A 14,804-nucleotide genomic window follows, 5' to 3' on the forward strand; every position below is an offset into this window, starting at 1 on the left:
ACAATAGGAGAATAAATTATGAAAGTATTAATAACTGGATTTGATGCATTCGGAGGAGAGCCAGTAAACCCAGCTGAAGAAGCTGTTAAAATGGTAAACAACAAAATCGCAGGAGCAGAGGTTATTAAGGTCATTATACCGACAGTTCAAAATAAATCTGTTGAAGCAATAGAGAATGCAATAGAACAGCACAAGCCGGATATTGTCATATCAGTAGGGCAGGCAGGAGGAAGATTTGATATAACTCCTGAAAGAGTTGCTATTAACCTGGATGATTATAGAATTAAAGATAACGAAGGTAATCAACCAATTGATGCAGTTATCCAACCGGATGGTCAACCTGCTTATTTCTCAAACTTACCTGTCAAAGCTATGGTTAAACATATGAGTGAAAATGGAATCCCGGCAACGTTATCAAATACAGCCGGAACATTTGTATGTAACCATGTAATGTACGGAATTCTTTACATGATTGATAAGAAGTATCCAAATATAAAAGGTGGATTTATTCACATCCCTTATATGACTTCTCAAGTGATGGATAAGAAAAATACTCCGTTTATGTCGTTAAATGATATTGTAAAGGGCTTGGAACTGGCTATTGAAGCTTGTGTTATCTATGACGAAGATATAAAAGCAATCGGCGGAGAGATTTGTTAATGAGTCGGATCAATCTTTTTGTTTATGGAAGCTTACGGGAAGGGTTTTTCAATTATAATAAGTATTTAGCTAATAAGGTCATTGAGAAAAAAGAAGCCAAATTAGAAAATATGAAATTATATCATATGCCGTATAAAGGTTATCCTGCTATTACATTTGGTGAAGATGTAGTATGGGGAGAAATCATGGTCATAAAAGAAGATTGTTACGAGGATACAATGAAGGCAATGGATGAGATGGAGGGATACATTAGTGAAAATAATCCCGAAAATGAATACCATAAAGTAGTGCTGGAAGTAGAAAATCTTCATACCCATCAAAAAGAAAAATGTTTTGTTTATTTCTATAACAAAGACAAAGATTCAATTTTTGAGAGTAGTACCATTTATATTCCGCATGGTGATTGGAAAGAATACATGATAAGTGGAAATTTACAAAAAGAGCTTTCTCCAAATAAGAATATTTTAATCGGGATGGCTAAAGAAGAAATGCGAGAAAGCTATGTTTATAGCTGAGCTTTCTAATGAAATCCGAGTATTAAACAGCTGTGTAAAAGCAGCTGTTTTTCTTTTTTTGTTTTTTGATCTGGAATTAAAGAATTTCACCTAACCCTATCTCTTGGTAAGGTGTTGAAAACTAGCATTTTTCATTAGGTCAGGAGGTATTATTGTCCTCCATAAATCCTTTATTTTTATGATATAAAATAACGGTGAGCAGGATAATACTGGCTGCTATCCAGATGGCTGTGTTCCCCATATGAATACTGGAATAGGTCCCAACTAATGCACCAAAAATAAAGGAGAGTATAATGGCGGAAAACCCTTTAAATTTTTTTTTTGATTCTGAATCACGATCTATAAAGGCGCCGTAAAAAGCTGAAGAGGCAGTTCGCAGATTTCCGGTTGTGATGGTTGAATTGTAGCTCCAATTTTCCAATTTGTTAAAGGTAGCGATTTGCAGGGAGGATACAAAGGCAATGCTCATAGTGACAATCATATTCGGTACACTTCCTGGTAACCAACCGACAATAAATAAAATGACACACTCCAGTATTAAAACTGCTCGTCTATGCATATCGTGTTTGTCTTTGATGTATTCGGCTGTTAACACGCCGGCAATAAAAGCTAAAAAAGGCGGTACATTCTGAATGGCTGCACCGTATTTTGTGCTGGCTGCTCTCACCGCAAATAAAACGGTATTTCCTGTTTGTGCAGTTGCAAAAACTCCGTCCCTTGTAACGTATGTATAAGCATCTAAAAACCCACCTACTAATGCCAGGATCATTCCCATAACTAAGGAATTAGCTGATAATGAAAGAAATTTTCTTATTCTATGTTCCATATATATCTCCTTACGACCAGCCCATTTTTAGCAAAAAGGAAGAGAACGTGGCTTTTATGAAAATGATTCCACATACCTACTTAGATTATTCAAAAAATCTTGAATGTCATTATCCGAAAAATAAGTGGATGAGGAAACGGATGCGATTTTTTTTTTTGCATTTTAGATGGACGGAGAAGCTAACTGCTACTAAAGAATGTAAATGATTTATTACGCACTATTAGACCGTTTGCTCGAGGAAGAGGGGAGATGAAATAGAGGGAGTTATCTTTGCAAAGAATGAAGAACCTCCATTAGTAACTAGAGGTTCTTCATTCTTTTTAGGCTTTAATTTTCTTTACATTCATTTCTTTTAGAGAAACAACTTTTGTTTTCTTATTATATTTATATCCAAACCACAAAATTAGAAATAGCGGAAGACTGATATAGGATACTAATAAACCGTACCAATCTATAGTACCGCCAAATAAGGCATCGGTATTTTGGCCAAGTATGATCAGGGTACATAGTGTGGCAGCAGCGAGCGGTGCGAACGGGAACCATTTTGCTTTATAAGGAAGATCATTTACATCATATCCCTGAGCCACATATGCTCTGCGAAAACGATAGTGGCTAATGGCGATGCCAAGCCAGGCAATAAACCCAGATAAACCGGCTGCATTAATGAGCCAGACATAAACCACACCATCTCCAAAAAATGAACTTAAAAATGCCAGACAGCCAACCAGGCCAGTAGCAATTAAGGCATTGATGGGTACACCTTTTTTGCTCAATTTTCCAAGGAATTTTGGAGCATGTCCTCTTTCTGCTAAGTTCCATAGCATTCGGGCTGCTGCATACATTCCTGAGTTACCTGCTGAAAGAATGGCGGTCAGGATGATTGCGTTCATAACAGATGCAGCAAAGGCAATGCCAGCGCGCTCAAATAGAAGAGTGAAAGGACTTTTTACGACACTATCGGTAGCAGCAAGGTCCGGAGTAGTATAGGGAATCACTAAACCGATGATTAAGATAGAAAGAATAAAGAAAATTAAAATCCTCCAAAAAACTGAATTTACAGCTTTAGGAATAGTTTTTGCTGGTTCCTTACTTTCTCCGGCCGTAATCCCAATAAGCTCTGTCCCTTGAAATGAAAAACCAACGACCATAAAGACTCCTAATATAGCCATGATTCCTCCATTAAAAGGTGCATCATCAACTGTGAAATTCTTGAATCCAATGGCTTCTCCGCCCATAATTCCAAATATCATCAAGACACCTGTACCAATAAAAACAATAATGGCAATTACTTTTATTAATGAGAACCAATATTCTGACTCTCCGAAGCTTTTAACAGAGAGAGCGTTTAGTAGAAAAATAATGAGAAGAAATAATCCACTCCATAATGCTGAAGGGCTATCAGGAAACCAAAACTTCATTATTAACACAATCGCTGATAGCTCTGCTGCAATCGTGACTGCCCAACTATACCAGTAATTCCAGCCAAGTGCGAAGCCAAAGGCAGGATCGACGAACTTTTCTCCATAGATACTGAATGATCCCGCAACGGGCATATGTGCGGCCATCTCTCCCAGACTTGTCATTAAAAAATATACCATTATACCAACAATTGCGAAGGCAACAAGGGCACCGCCAGGACCGGCAGCATGAACTGTATTTCCACTAGCCAGAAATAATCCCGTACCAATCGTTCCGCCGAGAGAAATCATTGTTAAATGCCTGGTTTTTAAATCTCTTTTTAATTTTCTTTTCTTTTTACGTTTATATATAGGTGATGTTTCTTTAATGGCAGGTTCCATTATTATGCCTCTTTCCTTCTTTATGTCATTTATTAATTAGTAGTGTTATATACCAATTTAGCAAGCAAGCTTAAACATTTTTGTTAACAATCTAATTTTTTAGAAAAAACAGTAAAGTATAATTTGGGAATAATAAAAATAGCGTGGGCAATGAGAAAAGAGCCTCTCTTCTTTACAGAGAAAGGCTCTTTAAAACAGAGGGTAAGCTATTTATTTATGAGATTCGAGGTTTAGCGTTCCATCAATAATTTTATAAACTTTATCACAATAATCTATTAGTCTTGTATCGTGTGTGACCACAATGGTTGTTTTACCATGATTGGTAGTAGCATTTTTCAACATTTCCATTACCTCAAAGGCGCGGTCAGAATCGAGGGAGGCGGTTGGTTCATCAGCAAGAATGATACTAGGATCTGTATATAATGCTTTTGCTAATGCAACACGTTGGCGCTCACCACCCGATAAATCTGATGGGAAACTGGTAAGCAAATCCTCAATTCCAAGTGCCCTGTAAAGGCTTTGAATTTGAGTATTATCCATATTATCCTTCTTTACTTTATCCAGTAAATGCATTTGCTGATTTACTGTAAGAAAGGGTACAAGGTTAGAGGCTTGCAAAACAAAGCCTATTTCTTTTAAACGAATGGATGCTCGCTCTTTTTCCTTTAGGTTAGTCAGGTTTTGATCATTTACAATCACTTCACCGTTGCTTGGTGCTTGAAGACCGCCCGCAATGGTTAGAAAAGTACTTTTTCCAGAACCGGAAGGACCGATAACGGCAATTAATTCTCCTGAATCTGCCGAAAAGTTAGTAGTTTTTAATGCTTCGATTTCTGTACGGCCGGACATGAAAACTTTGTTGACCTCTTTTAATTCAAGTAATGCCATTATGTTAACCTCCTATCGCGTCTAAAGGATCGATTTTGACAATAGTCTGTACAGAGAATAGCGCTCCAAGTATAGATACAATAACCAGGACAGCAGCGTATATCAGCATATCCATATAGTTAAAGGCAACAGGAACAGCTGCTGGTAAGAAATATCCGGTTATAAGAGTTAGGGTGAAACCAACAATAACTCCTGCTAAGGATAGGATAAATGTTTGGGCAATCACCGATTTGGACAAATAGCTGTTGGAAATTCCCTGTGCTTTCATAACTCCGAAAATACTGATTTTTTGAATGGTTAATACATAAAGGAATATCGCCAGGATGACGGCAGATATGATAAATAGAAAATAGATCATAAAGGTTAATGTCAAGTTTTGTTCGGAATATCCGGGCATGTTTTCAATAAATGTTTGTGTTGAAACAACACTAAGTGAATCGTCGACAGCGACGCTTTCTAAGTTATCTGTACGAATGACATAACCATTAATTTGATCATCTTTTTGCTCTGCTGCATCACCAAAACGAACTTCCTGTATCGTTTCCAGTGATCCATACAATACTGGTGCAGCATTAAATTTTGCATCCTCAGTGAATCCGGTAATCGTAAGAGTGATGTCCGTAGAAGAAAGGCTCAATTCATCGCCCATTTTAAACCCTTCATCTTTGAGAGAATCATCGGCTATTACTTCCCCCGTTTTACTAAAAGCCTTCCCTTCACTTATATCAGGCATAATAAATTCATCTTCATTGATGCCAAAAAGAGAGACATTTGCTTTTATATCGTCTGTTTTTGCGATGGAGTTTAATTGGGACAAGATTGCATATTCATCTGTACCGTCCCCTGTAAAATCGCCGATTTCCATTGTTGATTGCGGAAGATTTATATCTGATTCATCCGTCAGTATAACTCCATCTGCCTCCCATTTATCAACAGCTTCTTTATTTAGGTTTTCAAGCCCATTAGCTAACCCGGATAAAAAGAATACTAGGTAGGAAACGAGTGTTAAAACACCGACAATCAATAAAAAGCGAAGTTTATTATTCTTTATTTCATTCCAGGCTAAAAACATGTATCCCCATCCTCACATTATTTGTATTTAAAATATAATTAATATATAGATAATGTATAAGGAAAATATAATAATAGCAAATAATTGAATTTGAGGTAACTTTAATTAGTGAAAGAAAAATGCCCCAATATGAATTGGGGCATGGAGTAAGTATTTAATTTTTAAAATCATTAATCTGATTCATGATGTTCAGCCAGTCTTTGTCAGACGGAGATACATCCCAGCGAGGCTCTTGTTTTTTACTTTCTTTAATTCCTAAACCGCCGATGATGAATTTTAACTTTGGATTCTGGTTATAAAGAATATCTATATATTTTTGGGCTTTCAGTTCGTTTTCATCACTGGATATAGAAATGGCCACTATCTCAATATCTTTTTCCTTAATCAACTCATCCAACCCATCAAGTGGTGTATCGGCACCTATATAATAGACTGGATAATGCTGCTCTTTTAAAAAGAGAGTAAAGAGGATTAATCCAAGTTGATGATGCTCCCCTTCCGGACAAATGGCAATCACTTTGGGTAGAATGGGGGATGAATGGAAAATCGTAAAAAAATTAATGGCACGCTGAAGCACAATATTACTGATCATATGCTCCTTAATAACAGACAACTCTCCCTTTTCCCAAGCATCTCCAACTTTATACATAAGTGGGACGACAATTGAATAAAAGACCGTTTTATAATGAAATTGAGAAAAATATAAATCAAAGAGCTGATTGCATCTCTCGGAATCAAAATGTAGCGTTGCTTCAAATAATTCATTAATTTGCGCTTCAAATGAATGATTAATCGTGTTGTCGATTAATTGCTCCTTTTCAATTTCACCTTTGTGGATTTTCAGAAGCTGAACTGCCTGGCTGACGCTCATCTTATGATCCTGAACCTGTTTTTTGAGCCATTTTAAATCATTTACATTTTCTTCTGTATATACTCTATGACCCGATTCAGTACGTTTCGGAGTAATAGCATGATAACGGGTTTCCCATGATCGAATAGTAACAGTTGGCATATCTAATAATTTAGAAACAGCATTAATCTTATACATAAAATAACCTTTCTTTTACAAGTACTATAAATTCTCTATATTTTAACTGTATATTAAGTTTATAAAAGAATGCAATTCCTGGGTTACTATTTAGTTTTGGATTTTGTTAGGTTTAGGAAAAAAGAGTTACTTTAGTGGGGTAGTTTTTTTAAATGGAAGAGTTATGGATTGAGGTAATTCAATATTATAATAGAGGTAGTGTTGAAATTAATAGAAAACATACAAAGATAGTTCAGCCATTCCTTTATAACATAATCCCTGAACATTTTTTTAAGAGATGAACTACCAATAATATATGCACTCTAAAAAGAAAATTATGATTTGTGGATGATTTTAAGGAATATTAAAAAAAGTAGGCATTACATACATAAAAGAGAACCCAGTCAAGAGACTGGGTTTCTTCAGTTTTAATATAATTTAAGGCAGTCTAGTTTCTTGGTTCTTTAGGCGATTTTGTTGATCCGGTTTACGGCCTTTATCAATTGCGTTTTCTGGCTTCTTCTGACTGTTTTGAACTTTTCTTTCGAGTTCTCGTAATCCTTCAGTGTTATTTTTGTCTGTCATATTGTCGCCTCCTAACGTGTTGGTTATATTTTTCATTCCTGTATTCTTGAGCTGAAAACATCTTTATCCAGCTAGCGTATTTAATATTTTACTGATTATCCCTATAGATTTAAGTGAATTTATAGGATAACAGTTAGCAGATTTTAAAATAAAAAAATATATGTACATATTTTCCAGTAGGGGTTAAACTATATTCAGAATATTTTAATCTTTCAATCAAATCACCGTTTCATATCTTTATCTATAAGAAAAATAGGGGGCATGTGTAATGAAAAAGAAGAAACTAGCTGGTATTATTCTTTCATTATCATTAGGTATGGGTGTTTTGGCCGGCTGCGGTGGAGAGAAATCAGGCGGCGGAGAAAAAGGAGATACGATTAAAATTGGAGCCAACCTTGAGTTAACTGGCGGTGGGGCATCCTATGGTCAATCCATTGTGGAAGGGATGGATCTGGCACTTGAAGAAATAAACAAAGAAGGTGTCGGTGGCAAAAAACTGAAAATAGTAAAATATGATAACAAGTCAGATGCAGCAGAAGCAACGACCGGAGCAATCAAGCTTGCCAGCCAGGATAAGGTGGATGTCATGATTGGTGCGGCGACAAGTACAAATACATTGGCGCAGGTCCAGGTTGCCAATGATAACAAAGTTCCATTAATTACACCTACAGGGACGAACGAAACGATTACTTCGAAGGATGGCAAGGTTAATGAATATGTTTTTAGAACGTGTTTCATTGATCCGTTCCAGGGAACAGTTGCAGCGAATTTTGCTCAGCAGGAATTAGGGGCAAAAACAGCCGCTATTTATGTTGATAGCTCAAGCGACTATTCTAAAGGTCTTGCTGCAGCCTTCAAAGATGCATTTACAAAAGCGGGTGGGCAAATTGTAGCAGAAGAAGCATTCCTGCAAAAAGATACCGATTTCCAATCAACATTGACAAGAATCAAAAAAGCAAATCCGGACTTTGTTTTTGTTCCAGCATTCTATGAAGAAGTTGGATTAATTTTAAAACAAGCACGTGAGTCAGGAATTGAAGTTCCAGTTATGGGAGGAGACGGTTGGGATTCTCCTAAGTTACTAGAAATTGCCGGTAAGGAAGCGCTGAATAATACCTTTATCACGAACCATTATTCTGCTGGAGATCCGGACAAAAAAATCCAGGATTTTGTATCGGCATTTAAAAAGAAATATAAAGATAAATCACCGGACGCCTTTGCAGCACTTGGTTATGACACAGCCTACTTCATTGCAGATTCGATAAAACGCGCAGGAGATGACGCAACACCGGAAAAAATTAAAGATGCACTTGCTGAAACAAAAGATTTACAGCTTGTATCGGGGAATTTAACGATGGATAAAAATCATAATCCGGTTAAATCTGCGGCCATTTTAAAATATGAAAATGGTGAGCAAGTTTTTGAAACAAAGGTAAATCCATAAGAATGAGGAATAGGAAGCTTTGTTAAAAAGCTTCCTATTTTTGAAATAATGACCGAGGGGAGTCTTAGGTTATGGAATTTATTCAGCAACTTGTAAATGGGATATCACTTGGCAGTATTTATGCGTTAATAGCGCTCGGTTATACGATGGTGTATGGAATTGTAAAATTGATTAATTTTGCACATGGCGATGTATTTATGGTTGGAGCCTTCATCGGCTTTTATGCGATTACGTTTATGGAATTATCTTTTTTTCCCGCACTGCTTCTTGCCATGGTTGCCTGTGCTATCTTTGGAGTTTTGATTGAACGGATTGCGTACAAGCCTCTGCGTAATGCGACTCGTATTGCGGCACTCATTACGGCCATTGGGGTTTCCTTATTAATCGAAAACGGGATGATCCAAATCAGGGGAGCGCAGCCTGAAGCATATCCAAATAATGTTCTGCCAGCAGATTCAATAGATATCTTTGGTGTTACGATAAAAAGTCAATCGCTGATGATTTTGGGTGTTTCACTCTTCTTGATGATCGTTCTGCAATTTGTTGTTCATAAAACTAAAATTGGCCGGGCGATGCGTGCAGTTTCATTTGATGCAGATGCTGCTAAATTAATGGGAATCAGCGTAAACAATACAATTTCTGCTACGTTCGCAATCGGATCAGCACTTGCGGGAGCAGCGGGTGTTATATTTGGGACCTACTATACAAAAATAGAGCCATTAATGGGAGTAATGCCGGGACTTAAGGCTTTCGTCGCCGCGGTCCTTGGAGGGATTGGCATTATTCCAGGTGCCATGGTAGGCGGTCTGTTGCTTGGTGTAGTAGAGGGGTTGGTAAGTGCCTCCGGTTTATCCTTATGGAGGGATGCAGCTGCATTTGTTGTCCTCATCTTGATATTAATTTTTATGCCGCAGGGCTTGTTCGGAAAAAACAGAAGAGAAAAAGTGTAAGGGAGACATGGCGATGGCAATTCTTAAGAAGGTTAAAGGTTTTTGGCTCTCTATTTTACTCTCATTCGTCTTGTTTATCGTGGTACAGGTTCTTATTTCAGGCGGATATTTAAATGCTTTTAATACTAATCTTATTGTGACAATTGGAATTAATATTATTCTGGCAGTTAGTTTGCATCTAATTATTGGAATTACGGGCCAGTTCTCGATTGGACATGCTGGCTTTCTGGCAATTGGGGCATATGCTTCTGCTGTCATGTCTATGATGCTAGAGGTCTCATTCTTATCTGCCTTATTAATGGGAGGGATTGCAGCGGCCTTGGTAGGCATGCTTATCGGGATCCCGAGCTTGCGTTTAAAGGGAGATTATTTGGCGATTGCCACTCTTGGGTTTGGAGAAATAGTTCGTATTGTTTTTCTTAATATGGACTCCGTTGGTGGGGCAAGAGGGATGATGGTCACGCAAATGACAACCTGGCCTTGGGTTTTTGCCTGCTTACTAGTGACCATTATCGTCATTCGGAATTTCACTAATTCTACTCACGGTCGTGCTTGTATATCTGTGAGGGAAGATGAAACAGCAGCTGATTCCATGGGTATTAACACAACCTATTATAAGGTGGCTGCCTTTGTCATTGGTGCCTTTTTTGCTGGGATTGCCGGTGGGTTATATGCTCATAACTTTTATATTATTAATCCGTCAACCTTTGGTTTCCTTCGGTCGTTTGATATTTTAATATTCGTCGTGCTTGGGGGATTGGGCAGTATGTCAGGTTCTGTGATTGCAGCAATTCTCCTTACATTAATTTCTTCCTTCCTATCAGATTATTCTGATACGCGGATGATTCTTTACAGTATTATCCTAATTGTGACAATGCTGTACAGACCGCAGGGATTGATGGGTACAAAGGAAATTACCTCATTTTTCAAAAGGAAGACAAAAGGAGGCATGAAGGATGCAAACCACCAAACCACTGCTTAAGGTTGACCAAATTGGAATTCATTTCGGAGGGTTAAAGGCTGTAGCAGATGTATCTATGGAGCTGTATCCCGGTGAACTGTGCGGCTTAATAGGACCGAATGGAGCAGGGAAAACCACCTTTTTCAACCTTTTAACTGGTGTGTACGTACCATCAGAAGGAACCATTCATTTAAACGACGATAAGCTTAACAAATTACCGCCTTATAAAATTACAAGAAAGGGAATTAGCAGGACATTCCAAAATATTCGCTTGTTTGGAGATTTATCTGTCATAGATAATGTCAAAGTTGCTTATCATTCACAGGCTAAACATTCTATGCTCAGTTCAATTATACGAATGCCTAATCATTTTTCGGGAGAATTGGAAATGGACCAAAAGGCTGTAGATTTCCTGAAAATATTTAATCTGGATTCTTATCGTGATGAAAAGGCCAAGAATCTTCCATATGGAATGCAACGCAGACTTGAAATAGCCAGAGCCCTAGCAACGGGTCCGCGGTTACTGCTGCTGGATGAACCGGCAGCGGGTATGAATCCGAAGGAAACAAGTCAGCTGATGGAGTTAATCAGCTTAATACGTGAAAAATTTGATTTAACTGTACTTTTGATTGAGCATGATATGCAGCTTGTGATGGGGGTATGTGAACGTATTTATGTACTTGATCATGGACAATTAATCGCACACGGTACACCGGATGAAGTCCGCAATAATCCTAAGGTTATAGAGGCTTATCTTGGCGAGGAGGTTTCCTGATGCTGAAGGTTGAAGATATTAACGTTTACTATGGAAATATTCAGGCATTAAAAGGTGTCTCTTTTCATATTGACGAAGGGGAAATTGTTACCTTAATCGGTGCAAATGGGGCTGGAAAAAGTACACTACTTAAAACTGTTTCAGGTTTACTTAAACCGAAGCAGGGTCAAATCATGTATCAGGGTAAATCCATAGGTGGAAAAGCAGCTCAAGTGATTGTAAAGCAGGGAATCTCACATGTACCAGAAGGACGGCGGGTTTTTGCCAATATGACAGTGGAAGAAAATTTACAGCTTGGTGCTTATTTACGTAGGGATCGAGCTGGGATTAAAGAGGATATGGAGAAGGTATTTGATCTTTTTCCAAGGATGAACGAACGTCTTAAACAGCCGGCAGGAACATTGTCAGGTGGAGAACAACAAATGCTCGCAATGGGAAGGGCATTAATGGCTAAGCCCAAATTGCTTTTACTCGATGAACCTTCCATGGGATTGGCTCCACTACTGGTTAAAACAATTTTCCGCATAATTGAAGAAATAAATAATGCGGGAACAACTATTCTTTTAGTTGAACAAAATGCTAATTTGGCACTATCGATTGCCAACCGTGCCTATGTAGTGGAGACCGGCAAAATCGTCCTCTCGGGTTCGGCAGATGAGTTAACCTCAAGTGAAAAAGTAAAGATGGCCTATCTTGGCGGACATTAAAGGTGAATCACTCCCCTGTAAACTTTTACAGGGGAGTTTTAGTTTTGTGTGGGTTACAGGAACGAGAGGATTGGATTAATTAGCCTAACATGTTGTCGATCGGGTTACTCGTTAAGCAATTGAGTCAGGCTTCATCCTAATAATTAATCAGATAATTGTAAAAAAATACACATCTATTCCACATTGTGAACAGGAACGTAATCTGTTATATTAGAATAACAATTAGATAGTACCTTATCATTCCGATGGGGTAGAGGCGCAGGATTCAAGAGTAAGCTATGTGAGGATGACAACAGAGAGCATAGCCGAAAGGGGAAACTGCCGAAGCAAGTTGATTAGTCAGAAATGAATTTGCTGGGGTTGTTTTAAATAAAAGCAACACTGTCATTATAAGAGGTTCTTATAATGAGGAGCTACAGGTCGTGATGGAGAAAGAAAAGCTGATACAGGGCTGCGGTAGATATTTCTCTATTGCAGCCCTTCTTTATTTTCTTTTGCATAAAAGGTAAGAGCGCAAGGGTCAGCACTCACGACGAGTTCCCCTTATTTATTTGGAGGAGGAAAAAAGGAATGGAGTCGACAGTTTATACGCTTATTCCCCCACTATTGGCAATTCTAATGGTGGCTATAACAAGGAAGGTTTTGCTTTCACTTGGTGTGGGGATTATAGCATCAGCTTTAATGCTTGCTGATTTTAATATTGGTGAGACATGTGTCCTTATATGGGAAGCAGTAAAAGGAATCTTTATATCAGATGGATCACTCAATGTATCCAATATATATATTATTTTATTTTTGCTCATCCTTGGCATTATTACGGCTTTTATTTCAATTTCCGGTGGGAGCCGTGCCTTTGGTGAATGGGCGATGAAGCATGTTAAAACCAGAGTTGGAGCTCAGCTGGTAGCTGCATTACTTGGGATACTCATTTTCATTGATGATTATTTCAATGCTTTGGCGGTTGGCCAGGTAGCACGTCCGATTACAGATAGACATCAAATACCGAGAGCTAAGCTTGCCTATTTGATTGACTCTACCTCAGCGCCTATCTGTGTAATTATGCCTGTATCCAGCTGGGGGGCTTATATTATTGCACTGATAGGAGGAATTTTTATCACTCATGAGGTGACAGAATACAGTTCCATATCAGCGTTCATTCAAATGATCCCAATGAATTTTTATGCGATGGCAGCGTTGGCGATGGTATTTATTGTTATCTATCGAAATTGGAATATTGGTTCGATGAAAGTACATGAGGATAGAGCGGTAAAAGAAGGTATTCTTTATAATCCATCCAAGACAGTTCCAGGTGAATTAAAAGAAGATTTACCGAGAAGTACAACTGGCAGGGTTGGAGATTTGGTAATCCCCATTGTAACTCTTATTGTAGGCACAGTGGCTGCGATGCTTTGGACAGGTTATCAGGCAGTTGCTGGACATGCAACACTTCTAACCATTTTTGAAAATACTAATGTCACTAAATCATTGGTTCTGGGTGGTACAATCGGAATTATAGTAACAATCATTATGTTTTTACGACAAGTCTTTGTTTTGCATGGAATATCTGTAAAGGTATTCACAGTAGGAGTAAAACACGGAATAGGGTCCATGCTGCCAGCGGTTTATATTTTATTGTTTGCCTGGACAATCGTTGATTTAATCGGAAGGCTAGGAACTGGCCAGTATTTGGCTGGACTTGTACAGGATTTAAATTTAAATGTATCCTTCCTTCCATTACTTTTATTTTTAATAGCAGGATTGATGTCATTTGCAACGGGTACTTCATGGGGATCATTTGGTATCCTGCTTCCGATTGCAGGAGAAATTACGGCTGTAACAGATATTACGATGATATTGCCGGCGATGGCGGCTGTATTGGCTGGTGCGGTATTTGGTGACCATTGCTCACCGGTTTCCGATACAACCATTCTTTCTTCTACCGGTGCCTGTGCGAATCATATTGATCATGTGATGACGCAAATCCCATATGCTTTAATCAGTGCGGGTGTTGCGATGGCAGGGTATATTGTCCTTGGATTTACAGGAAGTACGCCTATGGGATTGATCACGGTCGTTATCTTGCTGGCATCTTTTGTATGGGTATCTAAGCCCAAAAAGCAGGAGCAATTAGAAAACAGTATTATTCATTAATAGATAGGATGGCTGGATACCGGCCATCCTTTTCTTTTTGTCTCTTTAACTAATAATGTGATGTTTGAACCATAAAATGCTCTACTTAAATTTTTGTTGAAAAGGGTTAAAATTGTATTTCTCCTGTTATAAGACCTATATAAATAATTGCAATAAAAATGGCTAATATGGAAAGGGATATTTTATAAAATAAAGAAATAGATTTCAGACGTTTTTTTAACTTATCAGAAAGATGTAAAGTAAGGATTAGTATAGAAATTCCAATTATTATTGCTAGTAAATCCGTGTAAGTAAATGGCTTACTAATATAACTGTCTAAATAAAAATTAGTCAGGATAATCATGCCAATTAGTAGACATTGTATACCTAAATATTTAATAAGGTTCATTTTTATACTCTCTTCTTTGTAAAAAATTAGCTAAGATAAAAAATTGAAAAAGCTCC

The 14,804-nt window shown here is 37.9% G+C and carries 14 protein-coding genes and 1 riboswitch; of the genes, 8 read left to right on the forward strand and 6 right to left on the reverse strand.

Annotated features, from left to right (window positions below; translation table 11 throughout):
* Positions 1–18: 18 nt before the first annotated feature.
* Together pcp and AC4G3O_RS17575 are read left to right on the forward strand one after the other, a co-directional pair.
* Positions 19–660, forward strand: coding sequence for a pyroglutamyl-peptidase I (pcp, locus tag AC4G3O_RS17570; protein WP_066102816.1), 642 nt, complete (start codon positions 19–21; stop codon positions 658–660).
* Complete coding sequence (locus AC4G3O_RS17575; protein ID WP_077247998.1) at positions 660–1,175, forward strand: gamma-glutamylcyclotransferase family protein; 516 nt, start codon at positions 660–662, stop codon at positions 1,173–1,175. Before pcp ends, AC4G3O_RS17575 begins: the two co-directional genes overlap by 1 nt.
* A gap of 139 nt (positions 1,176–1,314) precedes the next feature.
* Here the strand turns inward: AC4G3O_RS17575 and AC4G3O_RS17580 are convergent, their stop codons facing one another.
* The 6 genes from AC4G3O_RS17580 to AC4G3O_RS17605 all read right to left on the reverse strand — a co-directional run bounded on the left by AC4G3O_RS17580 (position 1,315) and on the right by AC4G3O_RS17605 (position 7,372).
* Complete coding sequence (locus AC4G3O_RS17580) at positions 1,315–2,001, reverse strand: YoaK family protein (protein WP_491090774.1); 687 nt, start codon at positions 1,999–2,001, stop codon at positions 1,315–1,317.
* A 320-nt stretch (positions 2,002–2,321) separates the two neighbouring features.
* Entirely contained in the window at positions 2,322–3,800 is a 1,479-nt protein-coding gene (locus AC4G3O_RS17585) for an amino acid permease (protein WP_491136509.1), read from the reverse strand.
* Positions 3,801–4,010: 210 nt separating this feature from the next.
* On the reverse strand, positions 4,011–4,688 hold the full coding sequence (locus AC4G3O_RS17590; protein ID WP_066102807.1) for an ABC transporter ATP-binding protein: 678 nt from the start codon (positions 4,686–4,688) through the stop codon (positions 4,011–4,013).
* A gap of 4 nt (positions 4,689–4,692) precedes the next feature.
* Positions 4,693–5,760 (reverse strand): ABC transporter permease, encoded by a 1,068-nt coding sequence (locus AC4G3O_RS17595; RefSeq protein WP_491136510.1) that lies wholly within the window; start codon positions 5,758–5,760, stop codon positions 4,693–4,695.
* Positions 5,761–5,914: 154 nt separating this feature from the next.
* Positions 5,915–6,808, reverse strand: coding sequence for a MerR family transcriptional regulator (locus AC4G3O_RS17600; protein WP_491136511.1), 894 nt, complete (start codon positions 6,806–6,808; stop codon positions 5,915–5,917).
* Positions 6,809–7,225: 417 nt separating this feature from the next.
* Positions 7,226–7,372, reverse strand: coding sequence for a hypothetical protein (locus AC4G3O_RS17605; RefSeq protein ID WP_175354247.1), 147 nt, complete (start codon positions 7,370–7,372; stop codon positions 7,226–7,228).
* A 268-nt stretch (positions 7,373–7,640) separates the two neighbouring features.
* Here AC4G3O_RS17605 and AC4G3O_RS17610 point away from each other — a divergent pair, with 268 nt between their 5' ends.
* From AC4G3O_RS17610 to AC4G3O_RS17635, 6 genes are all read left to right on the forward strand, one after another.
* Positions 7,641–8,816 (forward strand): ABC transporter substrate-binding protein, encoded by a 1,176-nt coding sequence (locus AC4G3O_RS17610; protein ID WP_491136512.1) that lies wholly within the window; start codon positions 7,641–7,643, stop codon positions 8,814–8,816.
* A gap of 71 nt (positions 8,817–8,887) precedes the next feature.
* A complete protein-coding gene (locus AC4G3O_RS17615; protein WP_066102795.1) occupies positions 8,888–9,766 on the forward strand; it encodes a branched-chain amino acid ABC transporter permease in 879 nt (292 codons plus the stop codon).
* A 13-nt stretch (positions 9,767–9,779) separates the two neighbouring features.
* Positions 9,780–10,748 carry a branched-chain amino acid ABC transporter permease gene (locus AC4G3O_RS17620; protein ID WP_066102793.1) on the forward strand — a complete coding sequence of 323 codons (969 nt, stop codon included), beginning with the start codon at positions 9,780–9,782 and terminating at the stop codon, positions 10,746–10,748.
* Complete coding sequence (locus AC4G3O_RS17625) at positions 10,723–11,502, forward strand: ABC transporter ATP-binding protein (RefSeq protein WP_066102791.1); 780 nt, start codon at positions 10,723–10,725, stop codon at positions 11,500–11,502. The genes AC4G3O_RS17620 and AC4G3O_RS17625 overlap by 26 nt, the downstream gene beginning before the upstream one ends.
* Entirely contained in the window at positions 11,502–12,209 is a 708-nt protein-coding gene (locus tag AC4G3O_RS17630; RefSeq protein ID WP_066102789.1) for an ABC transporter ATP-binding protein, read from the forward strand. Before AC4G3O_RS17625 ends, AC4G3O_RS17630 begins: the two co-directional genes overlap by 1 nt.
* Before the next feature lie 243 nt (positions 12,210–12,452).
* Positions 12,453–12,633, forward strand: a riboswitch (Lysine riboswitch).
* 146 nt (positions 12,634–12,779) lie between these two features.
* The gene (locus AC4G3O_RS17635) at positions 12,780–14,360 is read left to right on the forward strand and encodes a Na+/H+ antiporter NhaC family protein (RefSeq protein WP_491136513.1); all 1,581 of its coding nucleotides are present in this window, start codon (positions 12,780–12,782) and stop codon (positions 14,358–14,360) included.
* Positions 14,361–14,804: the final 444 nt, after the last annotated feature.

It is taken from the genome of Bacillus sp. z14 (2026) (genome assembly GCF_058313575.1).